General features: G+C 72.0%; 18 protein-coding genes. 10 read left to right on the top strand and 8 right to left on the bottom strand.

Features of this window, described 5'->3' with window-relative positions:
* The first annotated feature begins 9 nt into the window (after window positions 1-9).
* A complete protein-coding gene (locus FR742_RS27945; RefSeq protein ID WP_148033702.1) occupies window positions 10-1,107 on the top strand; it encodes a serine protease in 1,098 nt (365 codons plus the stop codon).
* Between the two features lie 22 nt (window positions 1,108-1,129).
* Here the strand turns inward: FR742_RS27945 and FR742_RS27950 are convergent, their stop codons facing one another.
* The gene (locus FR742_RS27950; protein WP_148033703.1) at window positions 1,130-2,557 is read right to left on the bottom strand and encodes an aldehyde dehydrogenase family protein; all 1,428 of its coding nucleotides are present in this window, start codon (window positions 2,555-2,557) and stop codon (window positions 1,130-1,132) included.
* A gap of 230 nt (window positions 2,558-2,787) precedes the next feature.
* Here FR742_RS27950 and FR742_RS27955 point away from each other — a divergent pair, with 230 nt between their 5' ends.
* On the top strand, window positions 2,788-3,414 hold the full coding sequence (locus FR742_RS27955; RefSeq protein ID WP_148033704.1) for a TetR/AcrR family transcriptional regulator: 627 nt from the start codon (window positions 2,788-2,790) through the stop codon (window positions 3,412-3,414).
* 7 nt (window positions 3,415-3,421) lie between these two features.
* On the opposite strand, the gene FR742_RS46035 is transcribed toward FR742_RS27955, so the two are convergent.
* Window positions 3,422-5,281: a PucR family transcriptional regulator gene (locus tag FR742_RS46035; protein WP_261808778.1), complete on the bottom strand. Its 1,860-nt coding sequence runs from the start codon at window positions 5,279-5,281 to the stop codon at window positions 3,422-3,424.
* Window positions 5,282-5,372: 91 nt separating this feature from the next.
* Between FR742_RS46035 and gabT the strand changes: the two genes are divergently transcribed.
* Both gabT and FR742_RS27975 read left to right on the top strand, forming a co-directional pair.
* Window positions 5,373-6,701 (top strand): 4-aminobutyrate--2-oxoglutarate transaminase, encoded by a 1,329-nt coding sequence (gene gabT, locus FR742_RS27970; protein ID WP_148033705.1) that lies wholly within the window; start codon window positions 5,373-5,375, stop codon window positions 6,699-6,701.
* A 173-nt stretch (window positions 6,702-6,874) separates the two neighbouring features.
* Window positions 6,875-7,108, top strand: coding sequence for a hypothetical protein (locus tag FR742_RS27975; RefSeq protein ID WP_261808779.1), 234 nt, complete (start codon window positions 6,875-6,877; stop codon window positions 7,106-7,108).
* Between the two features lie 124 nt (window positions 7,109-7,232).
* On the opposite strand, the gene FR742_RS27980 is transcribed toward FR742_RS27975, so the two are convergent.
* From FR742_RS27980 to FR742_RS27990, 3 genes are read right to left on the bottom strand one after another with little or no spacing between them, the layout of a single operon-like run.
* Entirely contained in the window at window positions 7,233-8,375 is a 1,143-nt protein-coding gene (locus FR742_RS27980; RefSeq protein ID WP_148033706.1) for an extracellular solute-binding protein, read from the bottom strand.
* Between the two features lie 53 nt (window positions 8,376-8,428).
* Window positions 8,429-9,934, bottom strand: coding sequence for a CoA-acylating methylmalonate-semialdehyde dehydrogenase (locus FR742_RS27985; protein WP_148033707.1), 1,506 nt, complete (start codon window positions 9,932-9,934; stop codon window positions 8,429-8,431).
* Window positions 9,931-11,211 carry an aspartate aminotransferase family protein gene (locus FR742_RS27990; protein WP_148033708.1) on the bottom strand — a complete coding sequence of 427 codons (1,281 nt, stop codon included), beginning with the start codon at window positions 11,209-11,211 and terminating at the stop codon, window positions 9,931-9,933. The genes FR742_RS27985 and FR742_RS27990 overlap by 4 nt, the downstream gene beginning before the upstream one ends.
* Window positions 11,212-11,454: 243 nt before the next feature.
* Between FR742_RS27990 and FR742_RS27995 the strand changes: the two genes are divergently transcribed.
* On the top strand, window positions 11,455-11,724 hold the full coding sequence (locus tag FR742_RS27995; protein ID WP_148033709.1) for a WGxxGxxG family protein: 270 nt from the start codon (window positions 11,455-11,457) through the stop codon (window positions 11,722-11,724).
* A 70-nt stretch (window positions 11,725-11,794) separates the two neighbouring features.
* Here FR742_RS27995 and FR742_RS28000 read toward each other — a convergent pair whose 3' ends face one another.
* A complete protein-coding gene (locus FR742_RS28000; RefSeq protein WP_261808780.1) occupies window positions 11,795-13,231 on the bottom strand; it encodes an MFS transporter in 1,437 nt (478 codons plus the stop codon).
* Window positions 13,232-13,301: 70 nt separating this feature from the next.
* On the opposite strand from FR742_RS28000, the gene FR742_RS28005 reads away from it, so the two are divergent.
* From FR742_RS28005 to FR742_RS28020, 4 genes are all read left to right on the top strand, one after another.
* Complete coding sequence (locus FR742_RS28005; RefSeq protein WP_148033711.1) at window positions 13,302-14,006, top strand: TetR/AcrR family transcriptional regulator C-terminal domain-containing protein; 705 nt, start codon at window positions 13,302-13,304, stop codon at window positions 14,004-14,006.
* A gap of 13 nt (window positions 14,007-14,019) precedes the next feature.
* The gene (locus FR742_RS28010) at window positions 14,020-15,639 is read left to right on the top strand and encodes an AMP-binding protein (RefSeq protein WP_148033712.1); all 1,620 of its coding nucleotides are present in this window, start codon (window positions 14,020-14,022) and stop codon (window positions 15,637-15,639) included.
* 66 nt (window positions 15,640-15,705) lie between these two features.
* Window positions 15,706-17,325, top strand: a complete 1,620-nt coding sequence (locus FR742_RS28015; RefSeq protein WP_148033713.1) for a PucR family transcriptional regulator ligand-binding domain-containing protein — start codon at window positions 15,706-15,708, stop codon at window positions 17,323-17,325.
* 53 nt (window positions 17,326-17,378) lie between these two features.
* Window positions 17,379-17,834, top strand: coding sequence for a GNAT family N-acetyltransferase (locus FR742_RS28020; RefSeq protein WP_148033714.1), 456 nt, complete (start codon window positions 17,379-17,381; stop codon window positions 17,832-17,834).
* On the opposite strand, the gene trpS is transcribed toward FR742_RS28020, so the two are convergent.
* Complete coding sequence (trpS, locus tag FR742_RS28025; RefSeq protein ID WP_148033715.1) at window positions 17,831-18,793, bottom strand: tryptophan--tRNA ligase; 963 nt, start codon at window positions 18,791-18,793, stop codon at window positions 17,831-17,833. The two genes, FR742_RS28020 and trpS, sit on opposite strands and share 4 nt — an antisense overlap.
* 277 nt (window positions 18,794-19,070) lie before the next feature.
* On the opposite strand from trpS, the gene FR742_RS28030 reads away from it, so the two are divergent.
* On the top strand, window positions 19,071-20,546 hold the full coding sequence (locus FR742_RS28030; protein ID WP_148033716.1) for a phosphodiester glycosidase family protein: 1,476 nt from the start codon (window positions 19,071-19,073) through the stop codon (window positions 20,544-20,546).
* A gap of 9 nt (window positions 20,547-20,555) precedes the next feature.
* On the opposite strand, the gene FR742_RS28035 is transcribed toward FR742_RS28030, so the two are convergent.
* Window positions 20,556-22,064 (bottom strand): MFS transporter, encoded by a 1,509-nt coding sequence (locus FR742_RS28035; protein WP_148033717.1) that lies wholly within the window; start codon window positions 22,062-22,064, stop codon window positions 20,556-20,558.
* Window positions 22,065-22,066 lie beyond the last annotated feature (2 nt).

Below are 22,066 nucleotides of genomic sequence, written 5' to 3' on the forward strand. Positions count from 1 at the left end.
TCGGTGGGCATGACCCTGAGCACCCCCTTGCTCGCGGCGGCGCCCCTCGTCGCGGGCCTGCTGGGCCCCGCCCTCGTCGGGGCGACTCCCGAGCGACACTCGAGCGTCGTCCCGCCGCCGCCCGCGGCGGCCACCCGCCTGCCCGAGGCCCCGGCGCCCGCCGACGTCGTCGAGCACATCGCGGCCCGCGGCGCGGCCGACCACCTGCGCGTGCTCTCCTACTGGACCCCCGACCGCATGGACAACGCCCTGCCCATCGACCTGCCCGGTCTGGTCACCGAGGGCGGCCTGCTGAGCGGCCTCACCGGCGGCACCGGCCTCGGCGTCGCCCCCGGGGTCACCGGCGGCGACGTCCGCCTGGTCCCGCCCCGGCGCGGCACGCGGGCCGAGGCCCGCCACCAGTCGGCCCGCCCGCTGGCCCAGACCTCCGGCTCCCGCTGGGCGGTCGGGGGCGCGGTGGCCAGGACCACCGGCCGCGTCTTCCTCACCATGAACGGCGTCGACTTCGTCTGCTCGGCCAGCACCGTGCGCAGCCGCAACCGCGACGTCGTGGTCACCGCCGGCCACTGCGTCAAGGACGGCTCCGGCGCCTGGGCCAAGAACTGGACGTTCGTCCCCGGTTACGGCACGAACGGCGCCAAGCCGTACGGGCAGTGGACCGCGCGCCGCATGTTCGTGGCCGGGCCCTGGTCGCGGGGCTCCGACGACAGCTACGACGTGGGCATGGTGGCGCTGGCCCCCTCACGCGGCCGGCACGTGGCCGACGTGGTAGGCGTCCAGGACATCGCCTTCAACGCCCCGCGCGGCGGCCACGCGATCGGCTTCGGCTACCCGGCCGACCCGCCCTACGACGGCCGGCACCTGGTCTACTGCGCCGGCCGCCTGCGTGACGACCCCTACGGAGACACCCACGACCAGGGGCTCGGCTGCGACATGACGGCGGGCTCCAGCGGCGGCCCGTGGCTGACGCGCTTCGACACGTCCACCGGCAGGGGCACGATCACGTCCGTGAGCAGCTTCAAGTACAGCGACGACCGCCGCACCATGTACGGCCCCATCCTGGGCGAGCCCGCCAGGAAGCTCTTCCACACCGCGGAGCGCGCCTGAAGGCCGGGCCCGCGCCCGTCTCTCAGAGGCTGAGCCCCGTCAGCACCATGACCTTCTCGTACGTGAGATCCTCCATGGCCGCGCGCAGGCCCTCGCGCCCGACGCCGGAGTCCTTCACCCCGCCGTACGGCATCTGGTCGGCCCGGTAGGACGGCACGTCGCCGATGATCACGCCGCCGACCTCAAGCTCGCGGTTGGCCCGGAACGCCGTGTCGAGCGACCTGGTGAACACCCCGGCCTGCAGCCCGTACGCCGAGTCGTTGACCGCGGCGAAGGCCTCGTCCACCGAGTCGACCGGCTGCAGCACCATGACGGGGCCGAACACCTCCTCGCGGCAGACCTTGGCGTCGGCGGGGACGTCGGCGAGCACCGTGGGCGCGAACGTGGCGCCCACACGGGTGCCGCCCGCCAGCACGCGGGCGCCGCCCTCGACGGCCTCGCGCACCCACTCCTCGACCCGCTCCGCGGCGGCCTCGGAGACCAGCGGCCCCACCTGGGTCTTCTCGTCGGCCGGGTCGCCGACGACGAGCCCGGCGACGGCGGGGAGCAGCCTCGCCACGAAGTCGTCGTACACCGGCCGCTCGACGATCACCCGCTGCACGGCGATGCAGCTCTGACCGGCCTGGTAGTTGGAGAACAGCGCGACGCGCCGGGCCGCCCAGTCGAGGTCGGCGTCGGCCAGCACCACGGCGGCGGCGTTGCCGCCCAGCTCCAGAGTGACGTGCTTGCGCGGCACCTGGTCGGCGATGGCGTAGCCGACGGGGGCGGAGCCGGTGAACGACACCACCGGCAGCCTCGGGTCCAGCACCAGGCCGGAGGCCCGCTCGTTGGCGACCGGCAGCACCGAGAACATGCCCGCGGGCAGCTCGGTCTCGGCCAGGATCTCGCCCAGCACCAGCGACGACAGCGGCGTGGCCGGGGCGGGCTTGACCACCACGGGGGCGCCGACGGCGATGGCCGGGGCGACCTTGTGCGCGACCAGGTTGAGCGGGAAGTTGAACGGCGTGATCGCCAGCACCGGACCGTACGGGACGCGGGACACGTAGGCCATCCGGCCGGCGGCGGCGGGCTCGGTGTCGAGCCGCTGCACCTCGCCCGACCAGCGCCGGGTCTCCTCGGCGGCGAAGCGGAAGGTGGAGACGGCGCGGCTCACCTCGCCGCGCGCCCAGAAAATAGGCTTGCCGTTCTCGGCCGTGATCAGGTGGGCGATCTCGTCGGACCTTTCGGCCAGTCGCCGGGAGACGTGGGCGAGCGCCTCCGCGCGCACGTGGATCGGCAGCGCGGCGGCTTCGCGCGCGACCGCCTTGGCGGCGGCGACGGCCTCCTCCACCTGGGCATCTGTCGGCACGGAGACCCGGCCGACCTCGCGACCGTCGTCGGGATTGGTCACGGTGAGCTCGGCGTCGCCTGTGGCGGGGCGGCCTGCGAGCCAGAAGGTACGCACGTCCATGCCTCCGACGTTATGCCAAGCCCCGCGCGGGGGAATTGCACCAGGGTGCACAAGACCGCCGGGCGGCTTCTGCCGTCATGTACAACCTGGTGGTATACCCGGCTTGTAACAGAAGTAGGCCTAATTCGGGATGTTTAGCATGCGAAGCGGTTTGAACGATCTCCGCCATGGCTAAGTCATCGATGCGGGTCTCCCAGAGCGGCGGGCCCTCGGCAGAAAGGCGTGGGCCCATGACCTCCTCGGCGCCGCTTGGGCTTCAGGGCGCCTACTTGCAGGGCGAGCGGGCCAACCATGACGAGCTCCGTTCCAGGCTGCTCGACGTCGCGGTCAACGTCCTGGTGGCCGACGGGCCCGACAGCCTGACGATCCGCCGGATCGCCACCGAGGCCGCCTGCACGACCACCGTCGTCTACACGATGTTCGGCAACCGTGAAGGCCTGGCCGAGGCGCTCTACCTCGAAGGATTCGAGCGCTTCCGCCGCCTGCTGGAGCGGGTGCCGCAGCGCCGCGACCCCTTCGAGTACCTGAACGCGCTCGTCCCCGCCTACCGCCAGGCGTGCCTGGCGGAGCCCGGCTACTACAGCCTCATGTTCGAACGGGCGATCCCCGGCTTCGAGCCCAGCGAGCGCGCCAGGACCCTCGCCAGGGCGGCGCTCAACATCCTCGACCGAGTGATCTCCGACTGCATCTCCGCCGGCTACCTCGGCCCCACCCAGCCACGCAAGATCGCCGACGCCCTGTGGGCGGCCGCCCAGGGCGCGATCAGCCTGGAGCGCTCGGGTCACCTCCGCGACGCGACCAGCTACGAAGCCGTCACCCAGGCGACGATCGCCTACTACGCGGCCGACAAGGACTGACAGCTCCTCAGGGGTGCGCCGCGCCGTTCGAGGACCTGCCGCCGGCCGCCTGCAGCGCGAACCAGAGCTCGGCCCGCACCCCCGGGTCGTCCAGGTCGCGCCCGAGCAGCTCGGCGACGCGCCGCATCCGGTAGCGCAGCGTGTGCCGGTGCACGCCCAGCCGCTGGGCGGCCGCGTCCCAGTGACCGTTGCTCTCCAGGTACGCGCGCAGCGACTCCACCAGATCGGCCCGCGACCCGTACGCGGCGAGCGGCGCCAGCAGCGCGGCGGCGAACGCCCCCGCCGCCTCCGGCTCGACCAGCGCCATCAGCCCCTGCCCGGCCAGCTCGCCGAACCTGAGCACCTGCCCCCCGGCGTGCTCGTAGGCCCGCCGCGCCTGCTCCACCCCCGCCCGCACCTCCCGGTACGAACACGGCCCCCCGATCCCGACACCCCCACCGGCCGCCCGGACGACCTCCCCCTCCGACCCTTCGTCCACAAGCACCACCACGACACCTCCCCCACTCCCCCGCCCGGAGACCGCCGCCCTTTCACCCCCACCCCGCACGGAGGCGTCGCGCATCTCTTCGGTCGGGAGAGAACGCGCCCCTGATACATCACGCCGCCCCTCACCCGAGCCGGAGTGCCGACCGGCCCCTGCGGCCCTCTCCCCCACGGACGCCCGCACCCCGGGCACATCACGCCGCCCGGACGCGGCAGCATCCCGTCCACCGCTCTCCCCCACAACCGGCCGCTCACCCTGTGAGGTGCCGCGCCGATCGTCTGGCCCGGAAGCAACACCCTGCCCCTCATCCGGAACCCGCAGGCCCCCCGCCGGAGCACGGCCCGGCCCGTCGCCTTTTGAGGTGCCGCGCCGATCGTCCGGGGTGAGGAGGCGGGCGGTGAAGGCGAGGGGTTCCAGGGGTTCCAGGGAGTCCTCGCCGACGGCCAGGACCACGAAGGGCTCGCCGGGGAGAGCCGGACCGAGGGGACCGAGGACCGTACGGGCTTCCGGCAAGGCCGACGGCCGCTCGGACAGCAGCAGCCGCAGCACCGCGTCCCGGACCCGGCGCTCGCCTTCGAGGTGGGCCCGCCCCTGCTCCAGGGCCAGCGTGAGCAGCGACCCGGCGGCGTTGACGACGGTGTGGGAGACGGGGGTGAAGGCCCGCGCGGTCCCGACGGCGAAGAACCCGCGGGGCCGCGGCCCGCCGCCCACCGGCTGCACCACGACGTTCTCGCCGGGCCACGCCAGCGCCAGCGTGGCGGGCGCCCGCTCCGCCTCCCCGTCCTTGCGGGCCGCCGCGGGCCCCCGGCCGCCGCGCAGCCGCCTGATCTCGGCCGCCACCGTGCGGACCTTGGCGCCCCGCGTGGCGTGCAGCGGCTCGCCGGCGTCGTCGAACAGCGCCGCCCACCCGCCCAGCTCCTTGGCCAGCCGGTCGATGACCGCGTGGGTGCCGTCGGGGTGGAGGGCGGCGCGGGTCAGCCGGCCCTGGGCGGCGAAGGCGCGGGTGACCTCCTCGTACTGCTCGGCCGCCAGCAGTTCGCTGACCACCTTGGTGACCGCGATGAACGGCGTCTCCCTGGGCACCTCCAGCAGCGGCAGCCCCGCCGCGCCGGCCGCCTCGACCAGAGCCGGCGGCACCTCGTCGTGGGTGAGCCCGACCGCGACGCCCAGCCCGGCCACCCCGCGCGCCATCAGCCGCCCGACATATCGGGCGAAGTCGTGGGTCAGCCGCATCCCGGTGGTGAGCACCAGCTCGCCGCCCTCCAGGAACGGCGTGGGATCCTCCAACTCGCTGACGGCGACCCAGCGCACGTCGCGGTCGGGCGGTCCGGCGAGCAGGCGGAGCCCGGTCCGACGGGCCACGACCTGCAACGATGGTGCCATCCGAATTTTATCCATTCAGGCGAGACAAGCACCTTCAGTGTGACATATCGACGTATCGGGAGTGGTCGGCGGTCACCGTACCGTCGGAGGCATGAGCATTCCCCAGGAGCGGCGCGTCGTCACCGCGATCCCCGGCCCGAAATCGCAGGAGCTGCTGGCCCGCAAGCAGGCCGCCGTCCCGCCCGGCATCGGCACCACCCTGCCGGTCTTCGTCACCCGCGCCGGCGGCGGCGTGCTGCAGGACGCCGACGGGAACTCGCTGATCGACTTCGGCGCCGGCATCGCCGTGACGAACGTCGGCAACGCCGCGCCGAAGGTGGTGGAGCGGGTCAGCAAGCAGGTCGCCGACTTCACCCACACCTGTTTCATGGTCACCCCGTACGAGTCGTACGTGACCGTCTGCGAGAAGCTGAACGAGCTCACCCCGGGCGACCACGACAAGCGCACGTTCCTCGTGAACAGCGGCGCCGAGGCGGTGGAGAACGCGGTCAAGATCGCCAGGCACGCGACCGGCCGCCAGGCGGTCGTCGTGTTCGACCACGGCTACCACGGCCGCACGCTGCTCACGATGACGCTCACGGCCAAGAACATGCCGTACAAGCACCGGTTCGGCCCGTTCGCCCCTGAGGTGTACCGGGTGCCGCTGGCCTACCCGTTCCGCTGGCCGACGGGGCCCGAGAACTGCGCCGAGGAGGCCGCGGCCGAGGCGATCGACATGATCAACAAGCAGGTCGGCGCGGAGAACGTGGCGGCCGTGGTGATCGAGCCGATCGCCGGCGAGGGCGGCTTCATCGAGCCGGCCAAGGGATTCCTGCCGCGGATCGCGGAGTTCTGCCGCGAGAACGGCATCGTGTTCGTGGCCGACGAGGTGCAGACCGGCTTCGCCCGCACCGGCACCCTGTTCGCCTGCGAGGACGAGGGCATCGTGCCCGACATCATCACCACCGCCAAGGGCATCGCGGGCGGCCTGCCGCTGGCCGCGGTGACGGGCCGGGCGGAGCTGATGGACAAGGTGCACGTGGGCGGCCTCGGCGGCACGTACGGCGGCAACCCGCTGGCCTGCGAGGCCGCGCTGGCGGTGCTGGAGACGATCGCCGAGGAGGACCTGGTCGCCAGGGCCCGCAGGATCGGCGAGATCATGCTGCCCCGGCTGCACGCCATGAAGGAGCGGTTCGACGTGATCGGCGACGTGCGGGGGCGCGGCGCCATGATCGCGGTCGAGCTGGTGGTGCCGGGCACCAAGGAGCCGAACCCGGCGGCGGTCCAGGAGATCGTCAAGCGCTGCCACGCCGAGGGCCTGCTGGTGCTGACCGCGGGCACGCACGGCAACGTGCTGCGGTTCCTGCCGCCCCTGGTCATCCCCGAGCACCTGCTGGAGGAGGGCCTGGGGATCCTCGAAAAGGCGGTCGCCGCCCTCTGATATACCCATGAATCGGGCATCCGGCTTGTAGCTGGATGCCCGATTTTGTGGTGTAAAGCAGGCGTCTTGGGTAGAGAATTCACCCTTACTTGACACGGAACTAGACGATCACGGATCCGACCGGGGTTATAACGGATCCGACACGAGGACGGGCGACCTCTGCGGGGAGCGCGATGAACTGGGGTCCCACCAGAACGGCACCGGACATGCTGACGTTCGACCCTGAGGGCATGACGAGCGCCCAGCGCGACGGCGAGGCCTGCGTGGTCTGCTACAAGAGATGGCCGCGCCCGAGGGTGCGCGTGGGCCGCTTCCCCGACGACACGACGGCGATGGCGTGCGCCGACTGCGCCGAGGCGCTGGTCCCCGCCCCTCTGGCCACGGTGGTGGCCTTCCCCACCCGCTGAAGGCCCGCGGACGGCGAGACGCCCCGGGACGGGGGGAAGGCCCGGGGCGTCTCAGCAGGTCGCGCCCAGCGGGGGTTGGGCGCGCCCGCGGCATGGTCACGCGGGGCGGCGGAAGCCGGCCCCGCTACTCGATGAGCTCGCGCCACCGCTGCGACCAGGCGGCGTAGTCGGTGCACTCCCCCTTCGGCGGCAGGCAGTCCCCCGGAGGGCGCGTGGCGAACACCACGCGGTCCAGCCGATGGGACCTGGTGGCACCGTACGCCTCGCAGACGCTTCTGGCACGGCCTTTGCACGCCTTGGTATTGGCGGGCGCCAGTCCGTTCCACGCGGCGGCGTCGCGCTGGGTGCCGGGCTCGATCATCCGGCCGAGCCAGCGGTAGGCGCAGTCGGTGGCGGTGACCCCGGCGCCGAGCAGCCACGAGTCGGCCCAGCCGGTGACCTTGCGCGCGGACACGGCCTTGACCGGCAGGCGCGCCTTCACCAGCAGCTCGCGCAGGTGAGGGGTGGCCTGGCCGTAGTCGACGGAGCCGGTGGCGAAGCCCTTGACCAGGTCGAGCTGGTTGGCCCAGAGCGTGCGCTCCTCCGGGGCCGCCAGGCGCCCGGCCGCCTCTTCCAACTGCTCGGCGTCGAGCTCGAACGGATCTGCGGCGCCGCCCGCGAGCGCCGCGTCGGCGAGCGTGAGCGGGCTGTCGCGCAGCATGACCCGGTCGGAGCCGAACACGTCGGCCAGATCGCCGCCCGTGGTCCGGCGCGTGTCGTACAGGAACTCGTGGTAGCCCCACAGGAACGGCACCCCGTAGACCGTGTCGCCGACGGTGAGCAGGTCGCGCAGCCGCTCGGGGATGTCGTCGTAGCCCTCGACCCGGTCGGTGTCGATGGCCTGGACCTGCCCGGCCTCGATCATCTCGGCCGCCACCACGGGCCCGGCGGCGACCAGGTCGTAGGCGCGTGTGCGAAGCCTGGCGGACATCTCCTCGGGAGTCTGCACGGTGTCGATGCGGGCCAGCCGGCAGCCGGTGGCCTTCTCGAACGTGCCGGTCCAGTTGGCCTGCGGGCTGATGCCGCCGTATTCGGCGTAGCCGCGGTAGGCGAGGATCTGCAGCGTGCCGTCGCTCTGCGTGGGGCTCGCCTCGGGCGTGGGGCTCGTCGTGGGGCTCGTCGTGGGGCTCGCCGTCGGGCTGGGGGTGAGCTGGGCGGGCTGGGCCGCGCCCGTGCAGCCCAGCGCCGTCAGGGCGAGGGCCAGCGCGGGCAGACGGCTGCGGATCACGCCCTGGAGCCTACCGGGGGCGGGCGGTGATCGTCGCCGCCCGCCCCGGCGCCTTACTTGTTGGTGGGGAATCCGAGGTTCACCCCGCCGTGCGACGGGTCCAGCCAGCGAGAGGTGATGACCTTGCCACGGGTGTAGAAGTGGACGCCCTCGGTGCCGTGCACGTGCGTGTCGCCGAAGAGCGAGGCCTTCCAGCCGCCGAAGCTGTAGAACGCCATCGGCACGGGGATCGGCACGTTCACGCCGATCATGCCGACCTCCACCTCGTTCTGGAAGCGCCGGGCGGCGCCGCCGTCGTTGGTGAAGACGGCCGTGCCGTTGCCGAACTCGCCGCCGTTGATGATCTCCAGGCCTTCCTCGTACGAGGAGACGCGGACGATCGACAGGACGGGGCCGAAGATCTCCTCGGTGTGCACCCGCGTCCCGGGCTTCACCTGGTCGAGCACGGTCGGGCCGAGCCAGAAGCCGGGCGTCTCGGACGCCTTGCCGCCGCCCTTGACCGCGGTCTCGCGGCCGTCCACGACCACCTTGGCGCCCTCCTCGACGGCCAGGTCGAGGTAGGAGGCGACCTTGTCGCGGTGCGGCCCGGTCACCAGCGGGCCCATCTCCGAGGCGGGGTCGTCGCCGGGGCCCACGGTGAGCCGCTCGACCCGCTCGACGATCTTCTGCACCAGCTCGTCGCCGACCGGGTCGACGGCCAGCACGACCGAGATGGCCATGCAGCGCTCGCCGGCCGAGCCGAAGCCCGCCGAGACGGCCGAGTCGGCCACCAGGTCGAGGTCGGCGTCGGGGAGCACGAGCATGTGGTTCTTGGCGCCGCCGAGCGCCTGCACCCGCTTGCCGTGGGCGGTCCCGGTCTCGTAGACGTACCTGGCGATCGGGGTGGAGCCGACGAAGGAGACGCCGCGCACGTCGGGGTGCTCCAGCAGCCGGTCCACGGCGACCTTGTCGCCCTGCACGACGTTGAACACGCCGTCGGGCAGCCCGGCCTCCTTCCAGAGCCGCGCCATGAGCAGCGAGGCCGAGGGGTCTTTCTCCGACGGCTTGAGGATGAACGCGTTGCCGCAGGCGATCGCGATCGGGTACATCCACATCGGCACCATGGCCGGGAAGTTGAACGGCGTGATGCCGGCCACGACGCCGAGCGGCTGGCGGATCGAGTAGGAGTCGACCCGGGTCGAGACGCCCTCGGAGAAGCCGCCCTTGAGCAGGTGCGGGATGCCGCAGGCGAACTCCACGACCTCCAGGCCGCGGGCCACCTCGCCGAGCGCGTCGCCGTGCACCTTGCCGTGCTCGGCGGAGATCAGCGCCGCCATCTCGTCGCGGTGCGCGTACATCAGCTCGCGGAACTTGAACAGCACCTGCGCCCGCTTGACCAGGGAGGTGTCGCGCCAGCCGGGGAAGGCCGCCGCGGCGGCGGCGACGGCCGCGTCCACGTCCGCCACGGACGCCAGCGCGACGGTGCCGCTGACCTCGCCGGTGGCGGGGTTGAAGATCTCCGACGTGCGGGGGTCGCCGTCGGTGAGAGCTCCGTCGATCCAGTGCTTGACTGCCTTCACTGCTGCGCTGCCTCCGCGTTGATGACTTCGAGTGCGTTGACGATGATGCCGAGCCCCTCGGTGGCCTCGTCGACCGAGATCGTGAGCGGCGGGGCCATGCGGATGGCGGTGCCGCGCAGGCCGCCCTTGCCGGCGAGCAGGCCGGCCTTCTTGGTCTCCTCCATGAACCTCGCGGCCTGGGCCGGGGTGTCGAGCTCGACGGCGAACATCAGGCCCTTGCCGCGCACGTCCTTGACGACGGGGAGCCGCTGGGCGGCGGCGCGCAGGCCGTCGATGATGATCTTGCCGGTCCTCGCGGCGTTGGCCTGCAGGTCGTGGTCGAGCACGTAGTCGAGGGTCGCGTTGGCGGCCGCCATGGAGACGGGGTTGCCGCCGAACGTGGCCACGCCGGCGGCGTGCAGCGCGTCCAGCAGGTCGCCCCGGGCGACGACGCCGCCGACGGCGAAGCCGTTGCCCAGGCCCTTGGCGAAGGTCATCATGTCGGGGGTCACGCCGTGGTTCTGGATGCCGAAGAACGCGCTGCCGGTGCGGCCCCACCCGGTCTGCACCTCGTCGGAGATGAACAGGATGCCCTGCTCGTCCAGCACCTCCTTGTAGGCGGCGAACAGCCCGTCCGGGGGCATGGTGAAGCCGCCGACGCCCTGGATGGGCTCGGCGATGAGGGCGGCCACGTCGTTCGAGACGGCGGTCGACAGCACGTGCCGCAGGTCGTCCACGCACGCCGCGATGTAGTCGGCGTCGGACATGCCCCTGAACTGGGCGAGATGCTGGTCGGCGCCGTGCAGGAAGTGCACGTTGAGCGGCGACAGGGAGTTGTTCTTCCAGGACCTGTTGGAGGTGACGCTGACGGCGCCGAAGCTGCGGCCGTGGTAGCTCTGCCGCATGGCCAGCACCTGGTCGCTCTTGCGCGCGTACGTGGCGAGCAGCAGGGCGGTCTCGTTGGCCTCGGTGCCCGAGTTGGTGAAGAAGACCTTGGCGTCCGGGATGCCGGACAGGCGGGCGATCTTCTCGGCCAGCTCGATCTGCCCGCGCAGCAGGTAGACGGTGCTGGTGTGGACGACGCCGGTGGCGAGCTGGCGTTCGACGGCTTCGCGCACCTCGGGGACGTCGTACCCGATCATGTTGGTCAGGATTCCGGCGAAGAAGTCGAGATAACTCTTGCCGTCGGCGTCGACGACGCGGTTGCCCTTGCCGCTGACGATCTCGATGGGGTCGTTGTAGTAGAGGCCGACCCAGGTGGGGATGACGGCCCTGTGGCGCGCGAGAAGCTCGGACATGTCTTGAGTATCGCCGCAATCCCCACAGGTCCCCAAATGCAAGGTGTCGCCGTACGCCGGAATCCTCTTACAAGGTGTCGGCCGCCGGGAGCAGAGGTTTCATCATGGAGCGAGATGGTATGGCTACGTCTAGCAGGGAATACGAAGATCCGCCCCATCAGGGGGAAGCCTTCCGGGAACAAGGCCGGGAGACGCGACAGGCGGTCTTCGAAGGTCGAGGGACCGCCGGATCGGGGGAACCCAATGCGCAAGACTCTCACGGGCCTGGGGCTGGCCTTCTTTCTGACGCTCGCCCCGGCCGCGGCCGCGACGGCGGAGGCTCCCGCCGCTCCCGTCGCGCAGAGCCAGGTCAACCCGTCGCCCGCACCTCAGCAGCAGGACCAGGGCGGCGGCAACGCCGGCCTGTGGGGCCTGCTCGGCCTGCTGGGGCTGCTGGGCCTGGCCGGCATGCGCAAGCAGAAGCAGCATGTCGGCACCGCCGAGCACATGACCAACCGCCCGCAGCGCCCGTAAGGTCAGGCGCACTCACGGAGCCCCGCGCCGGCCGGCCCGGCGCGGGGTTCCGCCCTGTGGGGGATGCGATCTAGACGGTCACCGGCTCGGGGCTCTCGGTGGGCGCGAGCGGGCGCAGCAGGACGGCGGCGACCACCGCCGCGGCGACGCAGAACGCGGCGCCCACCCACGACCCGACGTGCATGGCGGTGGTGAAGGCCGCACCGGCCTGGTCCGCCAGGGCGGGCGCCTGGATCGCCACCCCGATGGACTCCCTGGCCGCCTCGGGCGCGGAGACGGGCATCTGACCGGTGTAGACCTCGGCCAGCACGCTGCCCAGCACGGCGATGCTCAGCGCCAGCCCGACCTGCTGGACGGTGTCGTTCATGGCCGAGCCGACCCCGGCCCGCTCCAGCGGGATCGCGTTCATCAGCGAGGTGTACGCGGACGGGCCCGCCAGCCCGCCGCCCACGCCCATGACCAGCAGCGCGACGAGCAGGGGCAGGTAGCCGGTGGTGGTCGCCATGACGGCGAACCCCCCTGCCATGATCAGGAGCCCGCCGCTCACCAGCGCCCGGTTGCTCACCTTCTTCCCGAGCCCGGCGCCGATCCCGTTGAAGACGGCCGCCGCCACCGCGTACGGCAGCATGGCCAGCCCCGCGACCACCTCCTCGTACCCGAGCACGAACTGCAGGTACTGGGTGAGCATGAACATCACGGCGCCCGCCCCGAAGGACATCAGCAGGATGGACATCGACGCGCCGCTGAAGTTGCGGTTGCCGAACAGGAACAGCGGCAGCATCGGCTCCTCGCGCCGCCGCTCCCACACCACGAAGGCGACCAGCGAGACGACCGCCACCGCGATGATCCCCCAGTCGAGCTCGCGCTCGATGATGACGTACACGGCGGCCGTCAGCCCGACGCTGGACAGCACCACGCCGACCGGGTCGAGCTTGCGCGCCGGCCCCCGCGTCTCCCGCATCAGGACCAGCGCGGCCACGATGGCCAGCGCGGCGATCGGGATGTTCATCAGGAAGACCGAGCCCCACCAGTAGCTCTGCAGCAGGAAGCCGCCGAGCGTGGGGCCGATGATCACGCTGACCATGGCCACCCCGCCCCAGACGGCCATGGCGGTGCGGCGCTCCTCGGCGTCGAAGACGGTCATCAGGATGGAGAGCGTCGACGGCATCAGGATGGCCCCGCCGACGCCCATGAGCGCGCGGGCGGCGACGAGCTGCCACGGCTCGGCCGCGAAGACGGCCGCCAGCGACGCCCCGCCGAACAGGGCGAGCCCGATGATCAGGAACCTGCGGCGGCCGAACCGGTCCGACAGGCTGCCCGCCGTCAGCAGGAGCCCCGCGAACGCCAGCACGTAGACGTCCAGGATCCACTGGATGTCGGAGGGAGTGGCCCCGAGCTCCTCGATCAGCGAGGGGATGGCCAGGTTGAGGATCGTGCCGTCGACCGACAGCACCATCAGCGAGAGACAGAGGACGGCGAGCACCCACCAGCGACGGGGATCTCGCACAGCGTTCGATTCCACTCGCACACTGTACGAGGAAACCCGTACAGTGTGCGAGAGGATTTAATCTGGAAGCATGACCGGCAAGCAGTTCTCCTCGGTGTGGGCGCGCGACCCCCGGCCCGCCAAGAGCCCGGGCCGCAGCCGCGAGGAGATCGTGCGCGCCGCGGTGGAGCTGCTCGACGCCGAAGGGCTCGACGGGCTGAGCATGCGCAAGCTCGGCGCGAAGCTCGACGCGGGCGCGACCAGCCTCTACTGGTACGTGGCCAACAAGCGCGAGCTGCTGGAGCTGGTCTACGACGAGATCTGGGGCGAGATGACGGTGCCGCCGCCGGAGGAGACGAAGTGGTGGCGCCAGACGGCCGGCGCCTTCGCCCACAGCATGCGCCGGGTGATACTGCGCCATCCCTGGTCCGCCGGGCTCATCGGGCGCACGCCCGCACTCGGGCCCAACGCGCTGGAGGTCACCAGCCGGCTCACCCGGGCCTTCAAGGACGCCGGGTTCCGGGGGCTGGAGATCGACTACGCCGCGTCCACCCTGACCGCCTTCGTGTTCGGCACCACGATCCCCGAAGTGGCCTACAACGAGGCGATGGCCAGGGACCCCCTCGACGAGGACAGCATGCGCGAGGCCGTCGAGCGGGCCGCCGCCGCCCACCCCGACCTGCTGGAGAGGATGCGCGAGAGCAAGCCGGCCGACCTGAGGGAGTCGCGCGAGATGATGTTCACCTTCGGACTCGCGGCGGTGCTCGATGGCCTTGAGGCGAGGCTGACGGCGTAGCAGGATCCGGAGCATGAGCGATTTCCGAGCCGCGCGCGACTTCCTGCTCCAGGCCGACTACCCCACCGCCCGCCGGGAGTTCCGGTGGCCGGAGCTGGGCGAGTTCAACTGGGCGCTCGACTGGTTCGACGGCGTGCTGGCCGCCGAGACCCCCGACCGGATCGCCCTCAAGATCACCGGCAGGGTCTCGTACACCTTCGCCGAGCTGTCCGTGCGCTCCAGCCGGGTGGCCAACTGGCTGCACGAGCAGGGCGTGCGGCGAGGCGACCGGATCCTGCTCATGCTCGGCAACCAGCCCGAGCTGTGGGAGTCGCTGCTGGCCGCGATGAAGCTGGGCGCGGTCGTCATCCCGGCCACCACGCTGCTGACCCGCAAGGACGTGACCGAGCGGATCGAGCGCGGCGGGGTGTCCCACGTGATCGCCAACGCCGAGGACGCGGGCAAGTTCGGCGGCGGCCCCTACACCAGGATCGCGGTCGGCGACGCGTACGGCTGGCTGCCCTACCACGAGTCCTCCCAGGCGGCCGAGAGGTTCACGCCCGACGGGCCGACGCACGCGGGCGACACCCTGCTGCTCTACTTCACCTCCGGCACGACCTCGCAGCCCAAGCTGGTCGAGCACACCCACGCCTCCTATCCGGCCGGCCACCTGTCGACCATGTACTGGATCGGCATCCGGCCCGGCGACGTGCATCTCAACGTGTCCTCGCCCGGCTGGGCCAAGCACGCCTGGAGCAACGTGTTCGCGCCGTGGAACGCGGGCGCGACCGTGCTCGTCCACGACTACCAGCGCTTCTCGGCGGCCGAGCTGCTGCGGGTGCTGCGCGACGAGGGCGTCGACACCTTCTGCGCGCCGCCGACCGTGTGGCGGATGCTGATCCAGGAGGACCTGGCGGCGTGGCGGCTGCCGCTGCGCACCGCCGTGGCCGCCGGCGAGCCGCTCAACCCGGAGATCATCGACCAGGTGGCCAAGGCGTGGGGCCTCACGATCAGGGACGGCTACGGACAGACGGAGACGACCGCGCAGATCGGCAACGTCCCGGGTGAGCCGGTCAGGCCGGGCTCGATGGGGCGGCCGCTGCCGGGGTACGAGATCGTGCTGCTCGATCCGGAGACCGGGGAACCGGGGGACGACGGGGAGATCTGCATCCCGCTGGAGAACCGCCCCCTCGGCCTCATGTCCGGATATGTCGCCGGATCCAGTGAAGCGATGCGCGATGGGCACTATCACACGGGTGACATGGCCTCCCGGGACTCCGACGGCTACATCACCTACGTGGGCAGGACCGACGACGTGTTCAAGGCCTCCGACTACCGCATCTCGCCGTTCGAGCTGGAGAGCGTGCTGCTGGAGCATCCCGCCGTCGCGGAGGCGGCCGTGGTGCCCGCCCCCGACCCGGTGCGCCTGGCCGTCCCCAAGGCGTACGTGACGCTCGCGCCCGGGGCCGAGCCCGACGAGGAGACGGCCCGGTCGATCTTCGAGCACTGCCGGCGCGAGCTGGCCCCGTTCAAGCGGGTGCGCAGGCTGGAGTTCGCCGAGCTGCCCAAGACGATCTCGGGCAAGATCCGCCGGGTGGAGCTGCGCGAGCAGAGCCCGGCGCGGGAGTTCCGCGAGGAGGACCTGATCCGCTGATCTTCCTGGCAGTCTGTCAACCATGGCCCGCCCAGGATTACAGGCTGATCGGATAGGCTCGGCGTCGTGCTGCCCACCATCGCCGACATCCTGGAGCTGGAGACGGTCCGCCGCGGCAGCCCACAGGTCGTGGCGGGCGCCGACCGGCTCGACACCAAGGTGCGCTGGGTGCACGTCGGCGAGATCGCCGACATCGCCCAGCTGCTGCGCGGCGGCGAGCTGGTGCTCACCACGGGCGTGGCGCTGCCCGACGACTCCGCCGAGCTCACCGGCTACATCGCCGGGCTGTCCTCCGTCGGCGCCTCCGGCCTGGTCGTCGAGCTTGGCCGCCGGTTCGTCCGCGAGCTGCCCCCGGCCGTGATCAAGTCCGCCGAGGAGCACGGCCTGCCGGTCATCGTGCTCGCCCGCGAGACCCCGTTCGTGCAGATCACCGAGGCCGTCCACGCCCGCATCATCGACAACCAGCTGGAGGAGCTGCGCGCCTCCGAGCAGCTGCACGAGGTGTTCACCGAGCTGTCGGTCGAGGGCGCGTCCCCCGCGGAGGTGCTGGCCCAGGTGGCCAGGCTGTCGGGCCGCCCGGTCCTGCTGGAGAACCTCGCCCACCAGGTGCTGGCCTGCGAGTCGGCCGGTCGCGACACCGGCGCGCTGCTGGCCGGCTGGGAGAGCAGGTCCAGGGCCGTCGCCCCCGCCGACCGCACCGCGTACGACTCCGCGTCGGGCTGGCTCGTCACCACCGTCGGCGCGCGCGGGCAGGACTGGGGACGGCTGATCCTGCTGTGCGACCGCAAGCCGTCGCCGCGCGACCTGGTGCTGGCCGAGCGCGCCGCCACCACGCTCGCCCTGGGCCGCCTGCTGGAGCGCCACCAGGAGTCGCTGGAGCGCCAGGCCCACGGCACGATCATCACCGGCATCCTCACCCACGCCTACTCCGACCCCGACGAGGCCGCGGCCCGCGCCCGCGCGGTCGGCGTGCCGCTCACCGGCCGCAGGCTGGTGAGCGTGGTCATCCGCCCGACAGACCCGGCCGACCAGGCGCTCGACGGGCAGGCCGAGCTGGGCGAGCTGGCCGAGGCGACGGCCGCCGCCTGCCGCGACGCCCGCCTGCCCGCCCTGGTGGGCGCGCTCGACCAGGACCGGGTGGGCGTCCTGCTGCCGCTCCCGCCGCGCACGCAGGCCGAGCCCGCGCTGACGACGCTCTCCGAGCGCCTGCGCGAGCTGTGGAAGCACGGATCCGCGTTCGTGCTCGCCGCCGGCTCGGTGGTCGAGTCCATCCGCGACGTGCGGCGCAGCTTCCTGGAGGCCGAGCAGGTGGCCGACGTGGCGGTCCGGCAGCCCGACGCCCGGCCCTTCTACCGGCTGCCCGACCTGCGCCTGCGCGGGCTGCTCCACCTGCTGCGCGACGACGCCAGGCTGCAGACGTTCGCCGAGCGCGAGCTGGGCGCGCTGCTCGCGCACGACGCCCAGCGGGGCGGCGACCTGGCCCGCATCCTGCGCATCTACCTCGACGCGGGCCGCAACAAGGCGGTCGCCGCGCAGAAGGCCCACCTGTCGAGGCCCGCCTTCTACGACCGGCTGCGCCGCCTGGAGCGCATCCTCGACACCGATCTCGACGACGTCGAGTCCTGCCTGTCGCTGCACGTCGCGCTGCTGGCGCTGGAGTCGTTCCGCCGCGACCGCCAGCGCTAGCCCGCGATCAATCCGGATGCGCCCCAGGAGCCCGGCCTCGTAGCCTCGGCCCCATGAACGACCGCGCCTTCGTCCCCGACCACTTCGTCGTCCCCGCGCCTCCGGTCACCCCGCGGTTCCGTCTGGAACCCCTGGGCCCCCAGCACAACGCCGCCGACCACGCCGCCTGGACCAGCAGCATCGAGCACATCCGCGCGACCCCGGGCTTCCCGGACGGGAAGTGGCCTCCCCTGGACGGCATGTCCCTGGAGGCCAACCTCACCGACCTGCGGCGCCACGCGGACGACTTCGCCAGGCGCCGCGGCTTCACCTACACCGTCCTGGACACGGACGGCGACGTGATCGGATGCGTCTACATCTACCCTTCCACGGGCGACGCCCACGACGCCGACGTGTCCTCCTGGGTCCGGGCCGACCGGGCCGACCTGGACGTGCCCCTGTACGAAGCCGTGACGGCCTGGCTGTCCGCGCACTGGCCCTTCAGGACGCTCAGCTACCACCCGCGCTAGAAACCCATCGCCGCGCGCACCTCGTCGAGGGTGACCACGGCCCGCTCGCGGGCGCGCCGGTTGCCCTCGGCCAGGATCTCCCGCACCTCGGCCTCGCCGTGCTCGTTCCTGCGCTTCCTGATCGGCCGCAGGAAGTCGTTGACCGCGTCCGTGGTCAACCGCTTCAGCGCGGCCGCTCCCCCGTACCCGATCTCGGCGGCGAGCTCCGCGGGCGGCCGGCCGAGGCAGAGCGACGCGATCATGAGGAGGTTGGCCACCTGGGGGCGGTTCTCCTCGTCGAAGGTGATCAGCCGCTCGGAGTCGGTGCGTGCCTTGCGGATGAGCGCGGCCGTCTCGTCCTCGGTGGCCGACAACGCGATCGCGTTGCCCCTGCTCTTGCTCATCTTGCCGCCGTCGAGCCCCTGGAGCAGCGGCCGCTCGCCGAGCATGGCCTCGGGCACGGGGAAGACGCGGCCGTAGCGCTCGTTGAAGCGCCGCGCGATCGTCCGGGTCACCTCGAGATGCGGCAACTGGTCCTTGCCCACCGGCACCAGCGTGCCCTTGCAGAACAGGATGTCGGCCGCCTGGTGCACCGGATAGGTGAACATGAGCCCGCTGACCGCCTTCTGGCTGCTGTGCGCGATCTCGTCCTTGACGGTGGGGTTGCGGCTCAGCTCCGACACCGTCACCAGGCTCAGGAACGGCAGCATGAGCTGGTTGAGCTCGGGCACGGCGCTGTGCTGGAAGATCGTCACCTTGGCCGGGTCGAGCCCCACCGCGAGGTAGTCGAGCAGCAACTCGGTGATGTTGCGCTGGATCTCCCCCGGCAGATCCCGGTCGGTGATCACCTGGTAGTCGGCCACCAGCACGTACATCGGGAACCGGTCCTGCAGGCGGACGCGGTTGGCCAGGGAGCCGAAGTAGTGGCCGAGATGGAGCGGCCCGGTGGGGCGGTCTCCGGTGAGCACGGTGTGTCGCATGGTCCCTCCTCGATCGGTCGACGCCGTCCGGAGGGATGCCCTGCGCCCGGGGCCGCCCTGGGGACGGCCCTTGCGCATGCGAAGGTCAGAGGCCGTCTCGCGGCCACCACCACATGCCGATGCGCTTCACGCACCCATTCTAGGCGAAGGTCGAACTCACCAGTCCGGGCGTATGTCGATCGCGTAACCTCTTTCAACCGTTTGGCGTGTTCTCCAGACCCGATCAGCTTGATCACGTCAGGATGGGGCGGTCCCGTTCCACCCTCCTGGAGTTCGCATGTCTCGACGCACTCTCGTCGTCGGCCTGGCCATGGCCACGACGATCACGGGCCTCACCGTGCCCGGCGCCGCAGCCGAGCAGGCGACGGTGAAGTTCCCGTCATCCAACTTCCCGCTCGGCGCGCGGTCCGCACCGACCAAGACCATGACCAGCGTGACCTCGGGCATCGACCTGTACGACGTGAAGGCGGGCTCGTCCACCGACGGCTACACGGTGACCGTGCTCCTGCCGAACGGCCGCGACGCCGGCACCCGCGAGGCCGCCGAGACCACGCTGGCCGCGGTCGAGGCGGCCGGCGAGGTCGCCGGCATCCAGCGGCTGGAGCGCCCGCAGGTCGCCGACGCCCCCGCGCAGGAGCTCTTCATGGTGCGCGTGGGCCTGTGGTCGTTCAAGCAGCGGGCCAAGGCCGACAAGGCGGCCGCGAAGCTCAAGAAGGCCGGCCTGAAGGTCAAGGTCGACTACCTGGGCGACGACGGACTCAAGACCACCGGCCCGTGGCACGTCAAGGTGCTCACGGTCGACGCCCGCACCTTCCGCGGCTCGTACGCGGCCTCGCTCGGCACCAGCGTGGCCAAGCGCGAGACGGTCTCGTCGATGGCCAAGCGGGGCGGCGCGGTCGCGGCCGTCAACGGCGGCTTCTTCAACATCCACACCGCCAAGCAGCTGCGCGGCGAGCCGGTGGGCGCCTCCGTGGTCGCGGGCAGGCTGCTCAGCGAGGCGGTCCCGGGCCGCTCCGCGATCGTGCTGCGCGGCCGTACCGCCCGCATCACCGAGCTGACGACCACGATCACGGCCGTCTCCCAGGACGGCGCCAAGCACCCGATCGCCGGCGTCAACCGCGCGGCGGCCGCCGACGAGCTCGTCCTCTACACCGAGGAGTACGGCGCCAAGACCCCCGCCGTCGACGGCACCGACGTGGTCATCGACGCCGACGGCCGGGTGGAGGCGGTCCGCACCCCCGGCGCCGCGGTGCCGAAGGGCAAGCGGGTGCTCCACGGCGGCGGCGAGGCGGCCATGTGGCTCAACGAGCACCTCTGGGAAGGCTGGACCGTCAAGGTCGACACCAAGGTGCGCGACCTGCGCAAGAAGAGGAACCTCCAGCTCACCCCCGACCTGCACGTCGTGTCGGGCGGCGTGGGCCTGGTCCGCAACGGGCGCACCGCGATCACCGCCAGGCGCGACGGCCACGACTCGGTCAACATGATCCTCCGCCGCCACCCGCGCACCCTGGTCGGCACCACCCGCAACGGGAGCCTGATCGTGGCCACGATCGACGGCCGCAAGCCGGGCATCACCGTGGGCGCGAACTTCGTCGAGGCGGCCCAGTTCATGCGCTGGCTCGGCGCCACCCAGGCGATCAACCTGGACGGCGGCGGGTCGACGGCGATGGTCGTGAAGGGCAAGGTCGTCAACCAGCCGTCCGACGGCGGGGAGCGCGCCGTCGGCGACGCCCTGCTCGTCCTCCCCCGCTAGATCCGGCGGCTAGTCGGCGCTCCGCGACCGCGCGTCGCCCGCGACGTCGTCGACGAGCGGCTCCCCGGCCTTCCCGGGGAGCCGCGTGCCGGGACGTCCCTGAGGCGGCTCGGGGAGGGCGCCCCTGCGGGCCGACCCGCGCCTGGGCAGGAAAGCCGAGATGACCATCCCGGCGGCCGCCGCGACCGCCGAGATGACCAGCGCGATCTGGAGGCCGTCGCGCGAGGGCAACGTCACGGCTCCCAGCTGGACGGTCTGCGAGGCCAGCACCGCCCCGATCACCGCGCTGGCCGTCGACGTGCCGATGGAGCGCATCAGCGAGTTGAAGCCGTTGGCCGCGCCGGTCTCCGAGGTGGGCACCGCTCCCATGATCGAGGCGGGCATGGCGGCGTACCCGAGACCGGCCCCGGCCGAGACGATCGTCGCGGCCAGCGCGACGTGCCAGACCTCCGTCATCAGGAACAGCGCGGTGACGTAGCCCGCGATGGAGAGCAGGGCGCCGAGCATGAGCGTCACCTTGGGGCCGTAGGCTCCGGTGACACGGGCCGAGACGGGCGAGAGCACGATCATCATGCCGCCGCCCACCGCCATGCACAGCCCGGCCTCGAACAACGTGAGCCCCAGCCCGTAACCGGACGCGGCCGGCGCCTGCAGCACCTGGGGGAAGACCAGCTGGGTGCCGAACATGGCGAACCCGAAGGCGATGGACGCCAGGTTGGTGAGCAGCACCTCACGCCGGGTGGTGGTCCGCAGGTCGACCAGCGGATTGCGCATCCGCAGCTCCGCCCATCCCCAGAGCGCGAAGATCACCACCGCCGCGGCGAACAGGCCCAGGGTCAGCGGGCTCGTCCAGCCCCAGCTGCCGCCCTTGCTGATGGGCAGCAGGAAGCAGACCAGCCCGGCCGACAGCCCGGCCACGCCGAGGAAGTCGAAGCGCCCGCCTGTCCGCAGCGGCGAGACCGGCACGAGCGTGATGGTCAGGACCAGGCCCGCCGCCCCCATCGCGGCGGCGACCAGGAAGAGCACGTGCCAGTTGGCGTACTGGGCGACGACCGCGCCCAGCGGCAGCCCGATGGCGCCGCCGGCGCCCAGCGTGGCGCTCATCAGCGCCATGGCCGAGCCCAGCCGGCCGGGCGGCAGCAGGTCCCGCATGATGCTGATGCCGAGCGGGATCACGCCGACCGCGCAGCCCTGCAGCGTACGGCCGATCACCACGAGGGGCAGCGCGCTGGTGAAGACACAGATCGCCGATCCGAGGATCATCAGCGAGAGGCTGATCACGATCATCCGGCGCTTGCCGTACATGTCTCCGAGCCGCCCGCTCACGGGCGTGAACACCGCCGACGACAGCAGCGTGGAGGTGATCACCCAGGACGCGTCCTCCGCGGAGGCCGACACCAGCCTCGGCAGGTCGGGGATGATAGGCACCACCAGGGTGAACATCATCGACACGACCATGCCGCTGAAGGCCAGGGCGGCGATGACGACGCCGCTCGACTTTCCGGGGGTGCGAGGCATCG

The sequence above is a fragment of the Nonomuraea sp. C10 genome (assembly GCF_008017515.1).
GTDB lineage: Bacteria > Actinomycetota > Actinomycetes > Streptosporangiales > Streptosporangiaceae > Nonomuraea > Nonomuraea ferruginea.

What these genes read in the sequence shown, in the direction of transcription:
- FR742_RS28030 (WP_148033716.1), top strand. Translation starts at nt 19,071, where the DNA reads ATGTCTCGACGCACTCTCGTCGTCGGCCTGGCCATGGCCACGACGATC.
- FR742_RS27955 (WP_148033704.1), top strand. Translation starts at nt 2,788, where the DNA reads ATGACCTCCTCGGCGCCGCTTGGGCTTCAGGGCGCCTACTTGCAGGGC.
- FR742_RS28020 (WP_148033714.1), top strand. Translation starts at nt 17,379, where the DNA reads ATGAACGACCGCGCCTTCGTCCCCGACCACTTCGTCGTCCCCGCGCCT.
- FR742_RS28035 (WP_148033717.1), bottom strand. Translation starts at nt 22,064, where the DNA reads ATGCCTCGCACCCCCGGAAAGTCGAGCGGCGTCGTCATCGCCGCCCTG.
- FR742_RS27945 (WP_148033702.1), top strand. Translation starts at nt 10, where the DNA reads ATGACCCTGAGCACCCCCTTGCTCGCGGCGGCGCCCCTCGTCGCGGGC.
- FR742_RS27975 (WP_261808779.1), top strand. Translation starts at nt 6,875, where the DNA reads ATGAACTGGGGTCCCACCAGAACGGCACCGGACATGCTGACGTTCGAC.
- FR742_RS27995 (WP_148033709.1), top strand. Translation starts at nt 11,455, where the DNA reads ATGCGCAAGACTCTCACGGGCCTGGGGCTGGCCTTCTTTCTGACGCTC.
- FR742_RS28010 (WP_148033712.1), top strand. Translation starts at nt 14,020, where the DNA reads ATGAGCGATTTCCGAGCCGCGCGCGACTTCCTGCTCCAGGCCGACTAC.
- FR742_RS46035 (WP_261808778.1), bottom strand. Translation starts at nt 5,281, where the DNA reads ATGGCACCATCGTTGCAGGTCGTGGCCCGTCGGACCGGGCTCCGCCTG.
- FR742_RS27950 (WP_148033703.1), bottom strand. Translation starts at nt 2,557, where the DNA reads ATGGACGTGCGTACCTTCTGGCTCGCAGGCCGCCCCGCCACAGGCGAC.
- FR742_RS27990 (WP_148033708.1), bottom strand. Translation starts at nt 11,211, where the DNA reads ATGTCCGAGCTTCTCGCGCGCCACAGGGCCGTCATCCCCACCTGGGTC.
- trpS (WP_148033715.1), bottom strand. Translation starts at nt 18,793, where the DNA reads ATGCGACACACCGTGCTCACCGGAGACCGCCCCACCGGGCCGCTCCAT.
- gabT (WP_148033705.1), top strand. Translation starts at nt 5,373, where the DNA reads ATGAGCATTCCCCAGGAGCGGCGCGTCGTCACCGCGATCCCCGGCCCG.
- FR742_RS28005 (WP_148033711.1), top strand. Translation starts at nt 13,302, where the DNA reads ATGACCGGCAAGCAGTTCTCCTCGGTGTGGGCGCGCGACCCCCGGCCC.